Annotated in this window: 17 protein-coding genes and 1 tRNA gene; 11 read left to right on the plus strand and 7 right to left on the minus strand. The window is 68.0% G+C overall.

Going from position 1 to position 17,142, the window contains the following annotated elements:
* Positions 1-39 precede the first annotated feature (39 nt).
* Both fabG and fabD read right to left on the minus strand, forming a co-directional pair.
* Complete coding sequence (fabG, locus tag OCGS_RS12165; RefSeq protein ID WP_040611009.1) at positions 40-777, minus strand: 3-oxoacyl-[acyl-carrier-protein] reductase; 738 nt, start codon at positions 775-777, stop codon at positions 40-42.
* The gene (gene fabD, locus OCGS_RS12170) at positions 777-1,709 is read right to left on the minus strand and encodes an ACP S-malonyltransferase (RefSeq protein WP_007427551.1); all 933 of its coding nucleotides are present in this window, start codon (positions 1,707-1,709) and stop codon (positions 777-779) included. Before fabD ends, fabG begins: the two co-directional genes overlap by 1 nt.
* 138 nt (positions 1,710-1,847) lie before the next feature.
* On the opposite strand from fabD, the gene OCGS_RS12175 reads away from it, so the two are divergent.
* The 4 genes from OCGS_RS12175 to rplI all read left to right on the plus strand — a co-directional run bounded on the left by OCGS_RS12175 (position 1,848) and on the right by rplI (position 3,705).
* Positions 1,848-2,294, plus strand: a complete 447-nt coding sequence (locus OCGS_RS12175; RefSeq protein WP_007427552.1) for a DMT family transporter — start codon at positions 1,848-1,850, stop codon at positions 2,292-2,294.
* Positions 2,295-2,440: 146 nt separating this feature from the next.
* Positions 2,441-2,797 carry a 30S ribosomal protein S6 gene (rpsF, locus tag OCGS_RS12180; RefSeq protein ID WP_007427553.1) on the plus strand — a complete coding sequence of 119 codons (357 nt, stop codon included), beginning with the start codon at positions 2,441-2,443 and terminating at the stop codon, positions 2,795-2,797.
* Between the two features lie 12 nt (positions 2,798-2,809).
* Positions 2,810-3,037, plus strand: a complete 228-nt coding sequence (gene rpsR, locus OCGS_RS12185; RefSeq protein ID WP_007427554.1) for a 30S ribosomal protein S18 — start codon at positions 2,810-2,812, stop codon at positions 3,035-3,037.
* Between the two features lie 11 nt (positions 3,038-3,048).
* Complete coding sequence (rplI, locus tag OCGS_RS12190) at positions 3,049-3,705, plus strand: 50S ribosomal protein L9 (RefSeq protein ID WP_007427555.1); 657 nt, start codon at positions 3,049-3,051, stop codon at positions 3,703-3,705.
* 57 nt (positions 3,706-3,762) lie between these two features.
* On the opposite strand, the gene OCGS_RS12195 is transcribed toward rplI, so the two are convergent.
* The 4 genes from OCGS_RS12195 to OCGS_RS12210 all read right to left on the minus strand — a co-directional run bounded on the left by OCGS_RS12195 (position 3,763) and on the right by OCGS_RS12210 (position 7,451).
* On the minus strand, positions 3,763-4,788 hold the full coding sequence (locus OCGS_RS12195) for a glycosyltransferase family 2 protein (protein ID WP_007427556.1): 1,026 nt from the start codon (positions 4,786-4,788) through the stop codon (positions 3,763-3,765).
* A gap of 15 nt (positions 4,789-4,803) precedes the next feature.
* On the minus strand, positions 4,804-6,153 hold the full coding sequence (gene tig / locus OCGS_RS12200; protein WP_040611010.1) for a trigger factor: 1,350 nt from the start codon (positions 6,151-6,153) through the stop codon (positions 4,804-4,806).
* 25 nt (positions 6,154-6,178) lie between these two features.
* A tRNA-Leu gene (locus OCGS_RS12205) sits at positions 6,179-6,262 on the minus strand.
* A gap of 100 nt (positions 6,263-6,362) precedes the next feature.
* Positions 6,363-7,451 carry an anhydro-N-acetylmuramic acid kinase gene (locus OCGS_RS12210; protein WP_007427558.1) on the minus strand — a complete coding sequence of 363 codons (1,089 nt, stop codon included), beginning with the start codon at positions 7,449-7,451 and terminating at the stop codon, positions 6,363-6,365.
* A 61-nt stretch (positions 7,452-7,512) separates the two neighbouring features.
* Here OCGS_RS12210 and tyrS point away from each other — a divergent pair, with 61 nt between their 5' ends.
* From tyrS to lexA, 5 genes are read left to right on the plus strand one after another with little or no spacing between them, the layout of a single operon-like run.
* Positions 7,513-8,766, plus strand: a complete 1,254-nt coding sequence (tyrS, locus tag OCGS_RS12215) for a tyrosine--tRNA ligase (protein WP_040610977.1) — start codon at positions 7,513-7,515, stop codon at positions 8,764-8,766.
* Positions 8,767-8,812: 46 nt separating this feature from the next.
* Positions 8,813-9,622 carry an indole-3-glycerol phosphate synthase TrpC gene (trpC, locus tag OCGS_RS12220; RefSeq protein WP_040610978.1) on the plus strand — a complete coding sequence of 270 codons (810 nt, stop codon included), beginning with the start codon at positions 8,813-8,815 and terminating at the stop codon, positions 9,620-9,622.
* A 4-nt stretch (positions 9,623-9,626) separates the two neighbouring features.
* The gene (moaC, locus tag OCGS_RS12225; RefSeq protein ID WP_007427561.1) at positions 9,627-10,100 is read left to right on the plus strand and encodes a cyclic pyranopterin monophosphate synthase MoaC; all 474 of its coding nucleotides are present in this window, start codon (positions 9,627-9,629) and stop codon (positions 10,098-10,100) included.
* On the plus strand, positions 10,097-11,269 hold the full coding sequence (locus OCGS_RS12230; RefSeq protein WP_007427562.1) for a molybdopterin molybdotransferase MoeA: 1,173 nt from the start codon (positions 10,097-10,099) through the stop codon (positions 11,267-11,269). Before moaC ends, OCGS_RS12230 begins: the two co-directional genes overlap by 4 nt.
* A gap of 59 nt (positions 11,270-11,328) precedes the next feature.
* Entirely contained in the window at positions 11,329-12,063 is a 735-nt protein-coding gene (lexA, locus tag OCGS_RS12235) for a transcriptional repressor LexA (protein WP_040610979.1), read from the plus strand.
* Here lexA and OCGS_RS12240 read toward each other — a convergent pair.
* The gene (locus tag OCGS_RS12240) at positions 12,057-14,219 is read right to left on the minus strand and encodes a ComEC/Rec2 family competence protein (protein WP_007427564.1); all 2,163 of its coding nucleotides are present in this window, start codon (positions 14,217-14,219) and stop codon (positions 12,057-12,059) included. The genes lexA and OCGS_RS12240 overlap by 7 nt on opposite strands.
* A 63-nt stretch (positions 14,220-14,282) precedes the next feature.
* Between OCGS_RS12240 and gltX the strand changes: the two genes are divergently transcribed.
* Together gltX and gltA are read left to right on the plus strand one after the other, a co-directional pair.
* Positions 14,283-15,743 (plus strand): glutamate--tRNA ligase, encoded by a 1,461-nt coding sequence (gltX, locus tag OCGS_RS12245; protein WP_007427565.1) that lies wholly within the window; start codon positions 14,283-14,285, stop codon positions 15,741-15,743.
* A gap of 52 nt (positions 15,744-15,795) precedes the next feature.
* Positions 15,796-17,091, plus strand: a complete 1,296-nt coding sequence (gene gltA, locus OCGS_RS12250) for a citrate synthase (RefSeq protein ID WP_007427566.1) — start codon at positions 15,796-15,798, stop codon at positions 17,089-17,091.
* Positions 17,092-17,142 lie beyond the last annotated feature (51 nt).

The following is a 17,142-nucleotide window of genomic DNA, read 5'->3' on the forward strand; positions in this document are numbered from 1 at the left end:
CGCCCGGAAGGCGCAAACGGTTTCACCGCGCGCCCGGCGTCACACCATGCTCATCCCGCCATTGACGTGCAGCGTGGCGCCGGTGACATAGCCCGCCTCGGACGAGGCGAGGTAAAGCACCGCCGCCGCGATCTCTTCCGGAGTGCCCATCCGTCCGGCGGGCACGCCGGCCAGAAGGTCGTCGCGCTGCCGGTCGGTCAGCTTGTCGGTCATCGCCGTCGCTATGAATCCGGGCGCCACGTTGTTCACCGTGATGCCGCGCGACGCGACCTCGGATGCCAGCGATTTCGACATGGCCACCATGCCCGCCTTGGCGGCGGCATAGTTCGCCTGCCCCGGATTGCCCGTCTGCCCGACGATGGACGAGATGTTGACGATCCGTCCCCAGCGCGCCTTCATCATGCCGCGCAACGATGCCCGCGTCAGCCGGAACACCGCCGTCAGGTTCACGTCCAGCACCGCCTGCCAGTCGTCGTCGGACATCCGCAGCATCAGCCCGTCGCGGGTGATGCCGGCGTTGTTCACCAGAATGTCAAGCGATCCCGCGGCGTCGGCCGCGCGTCCAGGCAACGCCGCCAGCGCGTCGGCGTCCGACAGATCGCACGGCACCGCCCAGGCCCTGTCGCCCAGGTCGCGCGCCAGATCGTCCAGCGGCCCCTCGCGCGTGCCCGAAAGCACCACCGCCGCCCCCGCGCCGTGCAGCGTGCGCGCGATCTGCGCCCCGATGCCGCCCGAAGCGCCCGTCACCAGCGCCGCCTTGCCCGTCAAATCGAACATCATCCCTCCATTGCCGCGATCACGTCGTCGGGCGTGCCGATGCTGCGCACCGCCACCGACTTGTCGATGCGGCGGATCATGCCGGCCAGCGCCTTGCCGGCGCCCACTTCCCACATCCCGGTCACGCCGTGGCCCGCCATCCATTGCACGCTTTCGCGCCAGCGGACCGATCCCGTCACCTGCGCGACCAGCAGGCGCCGGATCTCCTCGGGGTCGGTCACGCCGGCGGCGGTCACGTTGGCGACCAGCGGCATGGCCGGCGCGCCGATCCGCGCATCGGCAAGAGCCGCTTCCATCCGCTCGGCCGCGGGTTCCATCAGCGCGCAGTGGAACGGGGCCGAGACGGGCAGCATCACGGCGCGCTTGGCGCCCGCCTCTTTCGCCAGCGCGCAGGCCCGTTCGACCGCAGCCTTGTGACCCGAAATCACCACCTGGCCCGGATCGTTGTCGTTCGCCGCCTGGCAGACGCCATCGCCCGCCGCCTCGGCCGCGATGCGGGCGGCGGCGGCGAAATCCAGCCCCAGAAGCGCCGCCATCGCGCCCTCGCCCACCGGCACGGCGCGCTGCATCGCCTGCCCGCGCAGGCGCAGCAGGCGGGCGGCATCGGCGATGTCCAGCGATCCGGCAGCCGCCAGCGCGGAATATTCGCCCAGCGAATGCCCCGCCACGAAATCGACCCGGCCCATATCGAAGCCTTCGGCCTTCAGTGCCGCCAGGGCCGCCAGCGACGTGGCCATCAGCGCGGGCTGCGCGTTGGCGGTCATGGTCAGCGCGTCGGCATCGTCACCCCAGATCACGTCCGACAGCCGCTCGCCGAGCGCGTCGTCCACCGTGTCGAAGACGGCGCGCGCCTCGGGCCAGCGGTCGGCCAGATCGCGCCCCATGCCGGGAACCTGCGCCCCCTGCCCAGGAAATACCAGTGCCAGTCCCATGCGAAACCTCCCAGACGTTCGGGCGCGGGATAGCCGCTGCGCCGCCCGACCGCAACGCCGGCCGGTCCCGGCCAATTGCCCCTTGGACCTTGCGGCGATCTGGCGGCAGATGCGGGACAGTGACCCGAAAGGACCGCCATGTCGATTCCCCCCGCCTTGTCCCTTGCCCTGATCGTCGCGGCCGGGACCGCGCTGGCCACGCAGGCGCCGATCAACGTGGCGCTTGCGCGCCTCTCGGCCAGCGGCCTGGTCGCGGCGGCCATCTCGTTCGGGGTGGGCTTCGCGGCGCTGACGGCTCTGGCGGTGGCGCTGGGGCATGGCGGCGGGTTCGTGCGCGCCGCAACGGCGTCGCCGGTTCTGCTGACCGGCGGCCTGCTGGGCGCGTTCTATGTCTGGGCGATGATTACCGGACTGCCCGCGCTGGGGGTGCTGACGGCGGTGTCGGCGCTTATTCTGGGCCAGCTCGGCATGGCGCTTTTCATCGACGCGGTGGGGCCCTTCGGCCTGCCGGTGCGCGAAGTATCGCCGACCCGGATCGCGGCGGCGCTGATGGTGGCGGGCGGGCTGATGCTGTCGCGTTTCTAGGGCGCGCCTTGCACGCGATGCGCTTTCGCGCTAAGGCCCGCGGGCTTTCCGCAACTCACCTGAACGGCGCAGCCTCTCGTGACCCGGCCGCGGAAGGCGTCGATGCCCGGTCTATGAAATGCGCCCCTGACTGAACTGGAATATCCATGCCGCTTTACGAGCATGTCTTCATCTCCCGGCAGGACCTGTCGAACACCCAGGCCGAGGGCCTGATCGAGCATTTCGGAACGGTGCTGTCCGATAACGGCGGCAAGCTTGTCGATCAGGAATACTGGGGCGTCAAGACGATGGCCTACAAGATCAACAAGAACCGCAAAGGGCATTACGCCTATCTGCGTTCGGACGCGCCCGCCGCCGCCGTGCAGGAGATGGAGCGCCTGATGCGCCTGCACGAGGACGTGATGCGCGTTCTGACCATCAAGGTCGACAAGCACGAGGACGGACCGTCCATCCAGATGCAGAAGCGCGACGATCGCGACGATCGCCGTCCGCGCCGCCCGTAAGGAGACAGACACATGGCAGCCAAACCCTTCTTCCGCCGTCGCAAGACCGATCCCTTCGCCGGCGACAGCGCGCCCACCATCGACTACAAGGACACGCGCCTGTTGCAGCGCTATGTCTCCGAGCGGGGCAAGATCGTGCCGTCGCGCATCACCGCCGTCGGGCAGAAGAACCAGCGCAAGCTCGCCCAGGCGATCAAGCGTGCGCGGTTCCTCGCCCTGCTGCCCTACGCCGTCAAATAAGGGGAACGACGATGCAAGTCATTCTGCTGGAACGCGTGGCCAAGCTGGGCCAGATGGGCGATGTCGTGTCCGTCAAGGAAGGCTACGCCCGCAACTATCTGTTGCCCCAGAAAAAGGCGCTCTGGGCCTCGAAGACCAATATCGAGGCGTTCGAGGGCCAGAAGGCGCAGCTCGAGGCGCGCAACCTCGAATCGAAGCGCGAGGCGCAGAAACTGTCGGACAAGCTGGACGGCCAGCAATTCGTGGTGATCCGGTCCGCATCCGACGGCGGCGCGCTTTACGGGTCGGTCTCGACCCGCGATGCGGCCGACGCGGCGACCGAGGCGGGCTTCTCGGTTGATCGCCGTCAGGTCAGCCTGACCGCCCCGATCAAGGAACTGGGGATCCACACCGTGCTGGTCACGCTGCACCCCGAGGTCGAGGCGACGATCAAGCTGAACGTCGCCCGCAGCCCCGAGGAGGCCGAGCTTCAGGCGTCGGGCAAGTCCATCCAGGAACTCGCCGCCGAGGAAGAAGCCGCCGCCGAATTCGAGATCGAGCAGCTTTTCGACGATCTGGGCGCCGCGCAACTGGACGAGGACGAATCGGAAGTCGAGCAGCGCACCGGCAAGCCCGCCGTGCTGGAAAAGTCCGAACTGGAATCGAAGCTGGGCGATCCGCGGGACTGATCCCCGCGCCACCGACGGACGGAAGGCCGCATTTTCGGGTGCGGCCTTTTGCGTTTTCTAAAGACCGGCCGCGTTCCCCGTCGCGGCAAAGCCCGCATAGCCGTCCAGCGGCCGCGATAGCGGGCAGGTCAGCGGGATGCCGCGCCCGTCCAGCGCCGTCAGGACGGCGGCCAGACGGCGATAGGCGGCATTGCCCTTGTTATAACCGCCGCTTGCCAGGATCCCGTCCAGCTTGGCGCCCGTGCCGTGGTGGTAATAGTAATGCGCCAGCGGCAGCAGGACCGACCGGCTGGGACGATCCAGCGTCGTGACATGCGCGGTCAGATGCCGGGCCTGGGGGTGCCAGCGGACCAGCGGTTGCTTGACCAGCGTTCCCGACGGCCCCTGACTGCGCCCGACAAGCCGAAGCTGCATCCTGCGATGGAACGGCAGCGGCCGGGCGACGCCCGCCGTCACCGCCAGCCGGTGCCGGGCGCTTTCATAGCGGTGCCGGGGCACGCGCCTGCCGGACAGCGTGACGTGGCGCGTGCCGTCGAAGAAATAGGCGGGATCGGCCGCACCCCCACCAAGCACGTCCCGCGCTTGGCGGGGATAGAGGTCGATCATCGCAGCCCAAACGGCGTTGGCGCCCTGGGCATCCAGCCGGTCGGCGACATCGGCCAGATCCGTGCCCGGCGGCAGATGGATGAATTCGTCCGCATCGCATTGCGCGGCCCAGCCTTCGCCGACGAAGCGGGCCAGCAGCAACGACTTCCAAAGGTTGTTGCGCCGCATCCCCGGCCGGACCGGCCCCGCATAGGGATAATCGGCCTGCGTCACCGGATCGCCATAGCGGTGTGGCGAGACGATCAGGCTGACATCGTCCTGCGCGCCCAGATAGGCCGCCGTCCCGTCGTCTGACGCATCGTCGAGGATGAAGAAATGTCCGATACCCAGATCGCGGTAATGCGCCAGGAACGGAGGCAGCAGCGCCATCTCGTTGCGCACCAGCGTGACCATCGGCAGGCCGGGGCGCGGCAGGGGCGCGTTGCGCGCGACCGAGACTTCAGCCTCGGCCGCGCGCAGGATCGCATCGCGGGTCACGCGGATATAGGGATGTCAGGCGGTCGCCGCCTCGGCCTCGTCCTCGTCCAGCGCATCGACGGCGGCCTTCAGCTCGTCCTTGGTGACGCTGCGTTCGGTCACATCGGCCTGCGCGAAGATGTGGTCCACCACCTTGTCTTCGAAGATGGGCGCCTGAAGCTGCTGACGGACCTGTTCGTTCTTCTGCACAAACTCGAAGAACTGGCGTTCCTGACCGGGATATTGGCGCGCCTGGTTCATCACCGCCTGCGTCATTTCCGCATCGGTCACGCGAATCTCGGCCTTGCGGCCCACTTCGGCCAGCAGAAGGCCCAGACGCACGCGCCGTTCCGCCAGCTTGCGATGCTCGTCGGTGGGGGTGATCTGGGGATGGTCGTGGCCCTGCACGTCCGGGTGTTCCTCGTGCCAAAGCTGATGCGCGATCTGGTTCGCCTCGGCATCCACCAGACTGGGCGGCAGCTCGAAGCTGATGGTCTCGTCCAGACGGTCGAGCAGGTTGCGCTTCATCACCGCACGGGCGGCCTGGGCGTATTCGGCCGACAGCCGCTCGGCGATCTGGGCCTTCAGGGCATCCAGATCCTCGGCCCCGTATTTCTTGGCCAGCTCGTCATCCAGCGCGGCGGCCACGGGCTTCTTCACTTCCTTGACCGTGCAGGAAAACACCGCCTCCTTGCCGGCAAGGTTGGGGGCTTGGTAGTCATCGGGGAAATTGACCGTCACATCGGGCGTCTCGCCCTTCTTGGCGCCGATCAGCTGATCCTCGAAGCCGGGGATGAAGCTGCCCGACCCCAGGACAAGCGGAAAATCCTCGGCCTTGCCACCCTCGAACGGCTCGCCGTCGATCTTGCCCTCGAAATCCAGGACGATCTGATCGCCCTTGGCGGCCTTGCCGCCCTTCTTGGTCTCGTAATTCTTGGCGTTGTCGGCCAGCGTTTGCAGCGTTTCCTGAACCGAATCGTCGTCGGCCGTCACCACCAGACGTTCCAGCGACAGGGTCGAGGCGTCGAGGTCGGGAATGTCGGGCAGCGCTTCGTAGCTGAGCGATACCTCGACGTCGTCGCCTTCCTTCCAGTCGCGGTTGGCCATCTCGACCTTGGGCTGCATGGCCGGACGGTCGCCCGTCTGCTCGAAATGCGAGGACATCGCGCCGTCCACGGCTTCCTGCATCGCCTCGCCCAGAAGGCGGGGACCGAACTGCTTTTTCAGCAGCGCCATGGGCACGCGGCCCTTGCGAAAGCCCTTCATCTCGACCGACGGGCGGGCTTCTTCCAGCTTTTCTGTCACCTTGGCGTTCAGTTCGTCCGCCGTGATGGTGACGTTGTAGCCGCGCTTGAGGCCGTCTTTCAGGGTCTCGTTGACCTGCATGGTGCCGTTCATCCTTTACGTCTCATGGTGCGGGTGAAGGGATTTGAACCCCCACGCCTTGCGGCGCTTGGACCTAAACCAAGTGCGTCTACCGTTCCGCCACACCCGCAAACAGCAAGACGACCCGGCCAAGCAGGCAGGGGCCGCCCCGAAATCCGCGCCTTCCTAGCAAAGCGGCCTTCGGGATGCGAGGGCAAAAGCGCGCGCCGTCACGGCCCGTCGATCCGCCCGCCGCAGACGGGCCGCGCCGCCCCCGTCGTGCCCGGACACGATGTCGGCAGACCGCGCAGAACCCGCACCGCCAGATAGGCGAAAGCCTGCGCTTCCAGCATGTCGCCGTCGAGGCCCACGGCTTCGACCGGATCGACCGGGCAGCCGATCTCGGCCGCGAGGCGCGCCATCATGGCGGGGTTGCGCCGCCCGCCGCCCGTGACCAGCAGCCGCGACGGCGGCGCAGGGCAATGCGCCATGCCAAGCGCCACCGCGCGCGCGGCGCAGGCCGTCAGCGTCGCCGCGGCATCCGCGTCCTTTAGCCCCGCCACCGCGGCGTTCAGCCAGGCAAAGGCGTCGCGGTCCAGCGATTTGGGCGGGCGTCGCGCGAACCACGGCAGCGCCGCCAGCCGCGCAAGCACCCCGTCATCGACCCGGCCGCGCAGGGCCAGCGCCCCGTCCGCATCCATCGCGCGACCCAGGCGCTGCTGCATCAGGTCGTTCAGCGGCGCGTTGGCCGGTCCGGTATCGAAGGCAAGGCACGCGCCCGGCGTTTCGGGCCTTGCGATGCGCGGATCAACCCAGGTCAGGTTGCCCACACCGCCAAGATTGACAAACGCCAGCGGCGCATCGGCCGCGATCCAGCGCGCGCAGGCATGGTGCCAGAACGGCGCCAGCGGCGCGCCCTGCCCGCCCTGGCGCATATCCTCGCTGCGAAAGTCCCACACCGTTTTGACGCCAAGCCGCCGGGCCAGCGCCGCGCCGTCGCCGATCTGACGGGTGCGCCCCGCCTCGGGGTCATGGGCGACGGTCTGGCCGTGAAAGCCCACGATATCGGGCGCATCGAAACCCGCCAGCACGTCGGCATGGGCATCCTCGACCAGCCGCGCGGCCCTGTCGCAACCGTCCCAGCGGCCCAGAGCCGCGCGCAGGAGGGCGACCTCGTCCGGCGCATAGGCGCGATAGGCGACCGGCCCGAAGCCGTGGATCGCCTCGCCGTCCGTCACCACAACGGCCGCATCCACACCGTCAAGCGACGTGCCCGACATCGCCCCCAGCGCCCGCAGCGGATGTGGCGGTCCCGACATGCCTTTCCCTTCGATCCTGCCGCCGCTATAGCGGACCCATCGCAGGATGGACGCTCGACCGATGACCTACCAGCCGAAATCGGATTTCATGCAGGTGATGATGGAACGCGGTTTCATCGCCGACTGCACCGATCCCGAAGGTCTGGATTCGGCGGCGCGAAACGGGCTCACCGCCTATATCGGCTATGACGCGACGGCCAGTTCGCTGCATGTGGGGCATCTGGTCAACGTGATGATGCTGCGCTGGCTGCAACGCACGGGCGGGCGGCCGATCACGCTGATGGGCGGCGGCACGACCAAGGTGGGCGATCCCAGCTTTCGCGCCGACGAACGCCCGCTGCTGTCCAGCGCGCAGATCGAATCCAACATCGCCGGGATGAAGCGGGTCTTCGCCAAGTATCTCGATTACGACGACGGCGGCGGCGGCGCGCTGATGGTGGACAATGCCGAATGGTTGGACGGGCTGAATTACCTGTCCTTCCTGCGCGACATCGGCCGGCATTTCAGCGTCAACCGGATGCTGTCGTTCGAATCGGTCAAGTCGCGGCTGGACCGCGAACAGTCGCTGTCGTTCCTCGAATTCAACTACATGATCCTTCAGGCCTACGACTTTCTGGAACTGCACCGCCGGTATGGGTGCGTCCTGCAAATGGGCGGATCGGACCAGTGGGGCAACATCGTCAACGGGATCGACCTGGCGCGGCGTGTGGACGACGCGCATGTCTTCGGACTGACGACGCCGCTTCTGACCACCAGCGACGGGCGCAAGATGGGCAAGTCGCAGCAGGGCGCCGTCTGGCTGAACGCCGACATGCTGAGCCCCTATGAATTCTGGCAGTACTGGCGCAACACGACCGATGCCGACGTTGAACGGTTCGCGCGGCTTTACACCGAACTGCCGCTGGACGAATGCCGCAAGCTGGGCGCGCTGGGCGGGTCCGAGATCAACGCCGCCAAGATCGTGCTGGCCAACGAGGTGACGACGCTCTGCCACGGCCGCGACGCGGCGGTGCAGGCCGAGGCCACCGCGCGCGAGGTGTTCGAGCATGGCGGTTCCGGCGATGCGCTGCCGACGCTGGAACTGAGCGCGGGCGACGTGGCGGACGGCATTTCGATCGTGCAGGTTCTGGTGCGCGCGGGATTGGCCAAATCCGGCAAGGAGGCGCGCCGCCTCATCGCCGAGAACGGCGCGCGGCTGGACGATGCGCCGCTGACGGATCCGGGCCTTGTCCTCGATGCGGGGGCCTTCGCCGCGCCGCTGAAGCTGAGCGCCGGGCGCAAGCGCCACGCCCTCGTCACGCTTGCGGCCCGATGACGGTGCGCTTGACCTGCATGGCGCGGCTTGGGACGCCGCAGACGCGATGACGACCATTCTGGACCGCATCCGCAGCTACAAGCTCGACGAGGTCGCGGCGCGCAAGGCCGAACGCCCGCAGGCGCAGATCGAGGCCGATGCCCGGTCGGCCCCTTCGGTGCGCCGCTTCGCCGACCGGCTGATCGGGGCGACGCGGCAGGGGTACGGCCTGATCGCCGAGATCAAGAAGGCCAGCCCGTCGCGCGGCATCATCCGCGAGGATTTCGATGCCGCCGCCCTTGCGCGCGCCTATGCGTCGGGCGGGGCCGCATGCCTGTCGGTGCTGACCGACGCGCCGTCCTTCCAGGGCCACGAAAGCCACCTTCAGGCGGCGCGCGCGGCCTGCGACCTGCCGGTGTTGCGCAAGGATTTCCTGTTCGATCCCTGGCAGGTGGCCGAAGCCCGCGCGCTTGGGGCCGATTGCATCCTGATCATCATGGCCGCCGTGGACGACGCGCTGGCGCAGGACCTGGAATCGGCGGCCCGCGATTGGCAGATGGACGTGCTGATCGAGGTTCACAACGAGGCGGAGCTGGACCGCGCGATGAAGCTGTCGTCGCCGCTGATGGGGATCAACAACCGCGATCTGCACAGCTTCGACACATCGCTGGACACGACGCGGCGGTTGTCGCGGCTGGTGGGCGCGGACCGCACCATCGTTTCCGAATCGGGCCTGTTCACGCCGGCCGATCTGGCGGACATGGCCCGCTATGGCGCGCGGGCGTTCCTGGTGGGCGAGGCGCTGATGCGGCAGCCGGACGTGGCCCAGGCGACCCGAGACCTACTGGCACGCCCGCTGACCGCGCGGGGCATGTAATGCAATGCTGACGCATTTCGACGGCAAGGGTCAGGCGCATATGGTCGATGTGTCCGGCAAGCCCGTCACGGCCCGCGAGGCCGTGGCCGAGGGTCGTGTCGTCATGGCCGCGGGGACGCTGGCCCTCGTCACCGACGACCGGGCGGCCAAGGGCGATGTCGCGGGCGTCGCCCGGCTGGCCGGCATCATGGCGGCCAAGCGCACGGCCGACCTGATCCCGCTATGCCATCCGCTGCCCCTGACGCGCATCGCCATCGACATCGACCCCGATCCCGCCTTGCCGGGTCTGCGGGTGACGGCGACGGTGCGCACCGGCGGCCAGACGGGGGTCGAGATGGAGGCGCTGACGGCCGTATCGGTCGCGTGCCTGACGATCTACGACATGCTGAAGGCCGCGCAGAAGGACATGGTCATCGACGGCATCCGGCTGCTGCGCAAGGAAGGCGGCAAGTCCGGCCTGTTCGAGGCCGCGCCGTGATTTCCGTCACCGAGGCGCTGGAAAGGCTTTTCGCGCTGGTCGATCCGCTGGACAGCGAAACCGTGCCCCTGCGTCAGGCGCGCAACCGCGTGATGTCGCGCCCCGTCGCCGCCTTCCGCGATCAGCCGCCCTTTGCCGCGTCGGCGATGGACGGCTATGCCATTGCCGACGACGCGGCGCCGGGCGCATCCTTCCGCGTGATCGGCGAATCGGCCGCCGGCGCGCGGTTCCAAGGCCGCGTCGGTCTGGGCGAGGCAGTACGCATCTTTACCGGCGCGCCCCTGCCGACCGGCGCCGATCGGGTCGTGATCCAGGAAAACGCGGTGCGCGACGGCCAGACCGTAACGTTTACCGAACGGGCCGAGCCGGGGCGGAACATCCGCCCCTCGGGCGGCGACTTTCACAAGGACGACACCCATTTCCCGCGACGCGCGCTGAACCCCGCAGACATCGCGCTGCTGGCCGCGATGGGCGCGGGCGCGGTTCCGGTGACGCGGAAGCCGCAGGTCGCGCTGATCGCCACCGGCGACGAACTGGTCGCGCCGGGCGAGGCCGCGGGTCCCGACCAAATTTTCGCCAGCAACACTTATGGCTTGGCCGCGATGTTCGAGGCGTCGGGCTGCATCGCCAACATGGTGCCCATCGCGCGGGACGATGCCGCGTCGATGAACGGCGCCTTCGATCTGGCACGGGGCGCGGACCTGGTCGTCACCGTCGGCGGCGCATCGGTCGGCGACCACGACCTTGTGGCGGGGATCGCCGCGCAAAGAGGCATGGTGCCGGCCTTTCACAAGGTCGCCATGCGGCCCGGCAAACCGCTGATGGCGGGCCGCATCGACGGCGCGCCGATGATCGGTCTGCCTGGCAATCCCGTTTCGGCGATGATCTGCGGCATCCTGTTCGTGCTGCCGGTCCTGCGCGTGTTGCAGGGGCTGCCCGCCGGCCCCGCGCCCCGTTTCAATGCCCGGCTGGCGACGGAAATCGACGCAAACGGCGACCGCGAACATTACATGCGCGCGACGAACGGGGCGGACGGCATCCAGCCCTTCGACCGGCAGGATTCGTCGCTGCTGCGGATCCTGTCGGACGCGGACGCGCTGCTGGTGCGTCCGCCGCACGATCCGCCGCGGGGGATCGGCGAGACGGTCGAGTGCATCGCCATCGCATGATTGACACGAATCGGGAACAGACCTAGAACCCCAGGGAACATGGGGTGAAGGGGCCGCCGATGCTGACACGCAAACAACTGGAACTGCTGGCTTTCATCAACAAGCGGCTTCAGCGCGACGGCGTGCCACCGTCCTTCGACGAGATGAAGGAACAACTGGGCCTGCGGTCGAAATCGGGTATCCATCGCCTGATCACCGCCTTGGAAGAACGCGGTTTCATCCGCCGCCTGCCCCACCGTGCCCGTGCCATCGAGATCGTGCGCCTGCCTGACGCGATGGAGGCTGGCCAGCCTTTGCCGTCCTTCGATGCCAGCCCGGTGTCGCGCGGCGGCGGCTTCTCGCCCCGCGTGATCGACGGCGACCGGCCCGATATTCCGGCGCCCGGCGGCGCGATGACGGTGGCGGCGAACGCCATCGATGTGCCGTTGATGGGCCGGATCGCCGCCGGTGTCCCGATCGAGGCGATCAGCGAAGCCACGCATAACGTCGCCGTGCCCGGTTCCATGCTGTCGGGCCACGGCAACCATTACGCGCTGGAGGTGAAGGGCGATTCGATGATCGACGCCGGCATCAACGATGGCGATGTGGTGGTGATCCGCGAAACCTCGACCGCCGATAACGGCGACATCGTGGTGGCGCTTGTCGAGGGTCACGAGGCGACGCTGAAGCGGCTGCGCCGCAAGAATGGCATGATCGCACTGGAAGCGGCCAATCCGGCCTATGAAACGCGGGTGTTCCGCGACGATCAGGTCAAGGTGCAGGGCCGTCTGGTCGGACTGATCCGCACCTATTGATCCCTGGACGCGCGCGACCGCCACGCGGTGGCGTTCCATGCCCGCCGTCCGCTTGCATCACGAACCGTAAGGCGGTGCAGGCCGTCGCCCTCGGCCGCGGCCCACATCGCGATGGCCCCTGTCCGGCGCAGGGTCGTGGCGTCGATGATTTCGCAACGGGCGGTCAGTTCGTGGGGCTTGCTGGTATCGTCCGGCCCGTCTGCGGTGCCCGACATGATGACGATGTCCATCCGTCCGCAGGCGGCCGCGGCCCTTTCGGCCGCATTGCGCCCGGCGATATGGGCGATGCGCTGCCCGCCAAGCGAGAAGGTCGTCAATCCGTCCGCGTCCCGCGCAAGACCGGGCCGTTCCGCCGCTTGGGCCTGATCGACCCGGTCCCCGTCATTCTCCAGCCAGTTCGATGCCACGAATCCCTGCCCCTTGGGCTTGTTCAGCGCGCGCTGGCCGCCGACATCCAACCCGATCAGCGCGCCGTCGGGCGAGATCAGCAGATCGGGCCGCTCGACCCCGCCCCAGAGCGATGCCGCAAGGGCAAGAGGCAGCAATCCCGCCCAGCGTCCGCGCCCTTGCCACAGTATCCACCATAGCGCCCCCAGCGCAACCAACGGCAGTACCCAGGGGCCGGGACTGGGCACCATCCGTAGCGCGCCGTCCATGCCGCCGATGGTGTGGGCGATCCAGAGGATCCAGTCGATGGCCGGCGCCATGATCGCCAGCCCGATCCAGCCCAGCCCCAGCGGCGTCAGGCAGGCGGCCAGCACCGCCGCCGGCATCACCACCGCCCCCATCAGCGGAACCGAGGCGAGGTTGGCCGCCAGCCCCAGCTGCGACAGCTGGTTGAAATGCGCGGCAGCGATCGGGGCCGTCGCTGCCCCGGCAACGGCCGAGGACACGACCAGCCCGATAACCGCCCTGCCCCAGCGCGGAAGACCCGGCGGCAGCCATCCGCGCAGGCCCCGGAACGCGGCGACCAGCGCGACGGTGGCCGCGAACGACATCTGGAACCCCGGTCCGGTCAGCTCTTCCGGGCGCAGGACCAGCACGATGATGGCGGCGACCGCGACGGCGCGCAGCGTCAGCGCGCGCCTGTCCAGCAGGATCGCGCCCAGCATCACCGCCGCCATGACGAAGGCGCGTTGCGTCGCCACGTTGCCGCCCGACAGCGCCAGATAGAACGCCCCGGCGGCAAGAGCGCCGAGGGCCGCCCATTTGCGGATCGGATGGCGCAGCGCCAAGGCGGGGATCGCGGCCATCCCGGTGCGCAGGGCGACGAACACGCAGCCCGTCAGCAACCCCATATGCAGGCCCGAGATCGCCAGAAGATGCGCCGTATTCGCCGCGCGCAGGGCGGCAAGCGTATCGTCCTGCATCCCCGATCGGTCGCCGGTCAGGATAGCGGCCGCGAAGGCGCCCGTCTCGCCCGGCAGGATTTGCTGGACGGACCGGCTGATATGCCGCCGCAGCCGCGCGATGGGCAGGGCGGCATCGCTGCCTTCCAGCAGCAGCGCGGGGGTGCGGGTATAGCCGACGGCGCCCAGCCGGTCGAACCAGGCCATGCGCTGAAAGTCGAAGCCGCCCGGTTCGACGGGGCCTTCGGGCGGACCGAGATGCGCGGTCATGATGACGACCATGCCGGGCGCGGGGTCCAGCCAGCGTTGATCGCCGTGCAGGGAGACGCGGACGCGTGCGGGCGTGCGGGCGGGCGATGTCCGGTCCAGCACCACCCGGTCGAGAGTCAGGCGCATCTTGTCCGAGGCCGATCTGTCGATGGCGACGATGCGCCCCTCGACCGGGCCGTAATAGCGCCAACCGAGAACGGGCGCGTCCACCATCTGCCCGCGCAGCCCGGCCAGGGCGAACCCGGCAAGAATGCAGACCAGCCCCACGACGACCGGCCAGCGCCAGGCCCCCGCGGCCATGACCGGGATGGACAGACCGAGGCCCGCGGCGACCAGCATCCAGTCCTGCGGCGTCGGATCGGATGGCAGCGCGAACCAGCCGCCGATCCCGATGGCAAGACAGACAGGGATCCAGCAAAACAGCATGCCCCGCTGTGCATCGAACAGTGCCAGACGAGGCAGAACGCGCCGGCCCAAAGCGCCCGCGATCGACGCCGGACGCAGGGCGTCGGGGCGGATTTGGCTGGCGGCGCGCACGCTTGTCACCTTTCAACCGATTGACTACACCCGCGCGCAGCATCGTCGCAGAATGGTTTCCGAATGGTTAATGCCGCCGCATCCTCCAGCACCGCCACCGGAATGCGGCCGGTCGTCACGCGCTTTGCACCGTCGCCCACGGGCTATCTGCATATCGGCGGGGCGCGCACGGCGCTGTTCAACTGGCTTTTCGCCCGCGCGAATGACGGCCGCTTTCTGCTGCGGATCGAGGATACCGACCGCGCCCGGTCGACCGAAGACGCGACCCGTGCCATCGTCGAGGGCCTATCATGGCTGGGGCTGGACTGGGACGGGAAGGCGATCAGTCAGGCCGCCAATGCGGATCGTCACGCGCAGGTGGCAAGGGCGATGCTGGATGCGGGCACCGCCTATCGCTGCTTCGCCACGCAGGTTGAAATCCAGGCGTTCCGCGACGCCGCGCAGGCCGAGGGGCGCAGCACGCTGTTCCGCAGCCCCTGGCGCGACGCCGATCCCGCAACATGGCCCGACCGCCCCTATGCCGTGCGCGTCAAGGCTCCGCGCGAGGGCGAGACAGTGATCGACGACGCGGTGCAGGGGCGCGTCACGATTCGCAACGACCAGCTCGACGACATGATCGTTCTGCGCAGCGACGGCACGCCGGTCTATATGCTGGCCGTTGTGGTGGACGATCACGATATGGGCGTGACGCATGTGATCCGTGGCGACGACCACCTGAACAACGCCGCGCGGCAATTGCTGATCTGGCGCGCGATGGGTTGGGACGAACCCGTCTGGGCGCATATCCCGCTGATCCACGGCGAGGACGGCAAGAAGCTGAGCAAGCGGCACGGCGCGCTGGGGGTCGAGGAATACCGTGCGATGGGCTATCCCGCCGCTGCCCTCCGCAACTATCTTGCCCGGCTGGGCTGGAGTCATGGCGACGACGAATTCTTCACCATCGATCAGGCGGTGGAATGGTTCGGGCTGGACGGTATCGGCCGCGCACCGGCGCGGCTGGATTTCAAGAAGCTCGACAACCTGTCCCGACGCCACATCGCCGCCATGTCCACCGACGAGGTGTTGGCCGGCGTCGCGGACTTTCTGGCGGCAACCGGCCAGCCGGCACTGACCGCCCCGCAAGCGAAGGCGTTGCGCGCGGCCGTGCCGCTGTTGACAGGGGCGCGGACCTGGCCGGACCTGCTGGAGAAGGCCCGCTTCGCCCTGATCGACGGCCCGGTCATACCCGACGACAAGGCCGCCAAGGTGCTGGACGACAAGGGCCGCGCCCTGCTGGACGAATTGACGCCGCACCTGCAAAATGCTAGCTGGACGCGGGACGAACTGGAGGCTGAGATCGCGCGGCAGGCCGAAAAGCGCGATCTGGGACTGGGCCAGATTGCCGCCCCCCTGCGGGCCGCTCTGGTCGGGCGGATGGCCACGCCCAGCGTCTTCGACATGATGATCGTGCTGGGTCGCGACGAAACCCTGGCGCGGCTGCGGATGGCGGCCGGGACATGCCGGGCCGACCCCGTTCAGAAGTGATGCCAGGCAGGTGGGCGATGCAGCCTGCCTTTGAAAACAAGGGGATATTCACATGGCGGATGACAAGAAGACAGCCAGGCTGACCATCGGCGGCACGGATTATGACATGCCGATCCTCACGCCCACCGCAGGCCCCGAGGTGATCGACATCCGCAAGCTTTACGGTCAGGCCGGCGTCTTCACCTACGATCCGGGCTTCACCTCGACCGCGGCCTGCGACAGCACGATCACCTATATCGACGGGGACAAGGGCGAGTTGCTGCACCGCGGCTATCCCATCGACCAGCTAGCGTCTCAGTCGCACTTTCTGGAGGTGTGCTATCTGCTGCTTTACGGCGAATTGCCGCAAGCCGCGCAGCTCGAGGATTTCGAGAATCGGGTCACGCAGCACACGATGCTGCACGAACAGATGCACAACTTCTTCCGCGGGTTCCGCCGCGACGCGCATCCCATGGCGATCATGGTCGGTGTCGTCGGCGCGATGAGCGCGTTCTATCACGACAGCACCGACATCGCCGATCCGTGGCAGCGCGAGGTCGCCAGCATCCGTCTCGTCGCCAAGATGCCGACCATCGCGGCGATGGCCTACAAGTATCACGTCGGCCAGCCGTTCGTGTATCCGCGCAACGATCTGGACTACGCGTCGAACTTCTTGCGGATGTGCTTTTCGGTTCCGGCCGAGGAATATGTTGTCAACCCCGTCCTCAGCCGCGCGATGGACCGCATCTTCACGCTGCATGCGGATCACGAACAGAATGCCAGCACCTCGACCGTGCGGCTGGCCTCCTCGTCGGGCGCCAATCCGTTCGCCTGCATCGCGGCTGGCATCGCGTGCCTCTGGGGTCCGGCGCATGGCGGGGCGAACCAGGCCGCGCTGGAGATGCTGCGCGAGATCGGCACCGTGGATCGCATCCCCGAATACATCGCGCGCGCCAAGGACAAGGACGATCCGTTCCGGCTGATGGGGTTCGGGCACCGCGTCTACAAGAACTTCGATCCGCGCGCGAAGGTAATGAAGGAAAGCGCCGACGAGGTTCTGGATCTGCTGGGGATTGAGGACAACCCGACGCTTCAGGTCGCCAAGGAGCTGGAAAGACTGGCGCTGGAAGACCCCTATTTTGCCGAAAAGAAGCTTTATCCGAACGTGGACTTCTATTCGGGCATCATCCTCGATGCGATGGGCTTTCCGACCGCGATGTTCACGCCGATCTTCGCCGTGGCGCGAACGGTCGGCTGGATCAGCCAGTGGAAGGAACAGATCAGCGACCCGCAGCTCAAGATCGGTCGCCCCCGGCAGCTTTATTGCGGCGCGACCTACCGCGATTACGTGGACGTCGAAAACCGCTGAGAACGATGCAAGGTCCGCCCTTCCAGGCGGGCCTTCATCCGTCCGGCAACG

This window comes from Oceaniovalibus guishaninsula JLT2003, assembly GCF_000299575.1.
Classification (GTDB): domain Bacteria; phylum Pseudomonadota; class Alphaproteobacteria; order Rhodobacterales; family Rhodobacteraceae; genus Palleronia; species Palleronia guishaninsula.

Excerpts from the sequence above, each read along its gene's own strand:
- OCGS_RS12210 (WP_007427558.1), bottom strand. The coding sequence starts at position 7,451 with ATGTCGGGACCGCCACATCCGCTGCGGGCGCTGGGGGCGATGTCGGGC.
- fabD (WP_007427551.1), bottom strand. The coding sequence starts at position 1,709 with ATGGGACTGGCACTGGTATTTCCTGGGCAGGGGGCGCAGGTTCCCGGC.
- gltX (WP_007427565.1), top strand. The coding sequence starts at position 14,283 with ATGGTTAATGCCGCCGCATCCTCCAGCACCGCCACCGGAATGCGGCCG.
- fabG (WP_040611009.1), bottom strand. The coding sequence starts at position 777 with ATGTTCGATTTGACGGGCAAGGCGGCGCTGGTGACGGGCGCTTCGGGC.
- gltA (WP_007427566.1), top strand. The coding sequence starts at position 15,796 with ATGGCGGATGACAAGAAGACAGCCAGGCTGACCATCGGCGGCACGGAT.
- tyrS (WP_040610977.1), top strand. The coding sequence starts at position 7,513 with ATGACCTACCAGCCGAAATCGGATTTCATGCAGGTGATGATGGAACGC.
- trpC (WP_040610978.1), top strand. The coding sequence starts at position 8,813 with ATGACGACCATTCTGGACCGCATCCGCAGCTACAAGCTCGACGAGGTC.
- rpsF (WP_007427553.1), top strand. The coding sequence starts at position 2,441 with ATGCCGCTTTACGAGCATGTCTTCATCTCCCGGCAGGACCTGTCGAAC.
- rplI (WP_007427555.1), top strand. The coding sequence starts at position 3,049 with ATGCAAGTCATTCTGCTGGAACGCGTGGCCAAGCTGGGCCAGATGGGC.
- rpsR (WP_007427554.1), top strand. The coding sequence starts at position 2,810 with ATGGCAGCCAAACCCTTCTTCCGCCGTCGCAAGACCGATCCCTTCGCC.
- OCGS_RS12175 (WP_007427552.1), top strand. The coding sequence starts at position 1,848 with ATGTCGATTCCCCCCGCCTTGTCCCTTGCCCTGATCGTCGCGGCCGGG.
- moaC (WP_007427561.1), top strand. The coding sequence starts at position 9,627 with ATGCTGACGCATTTCGACGGCAAGGGTCAGGCGCATATGGTCGATGTG.
- tig (WP_040611010.1), bottom strand. The coding sequence starts at position 6,153 with ATGCAGGTCAACGAGACCCTGAAAGACGGCCTCAAGCGCGGCTACAAC.
- lexA (WP_040610979.1), top strand. The coding sequence starts at position 11,329 with ATGCTGACACGCAAACAACTGGAACTGCTGGCTTTCATCAACAAGCGG.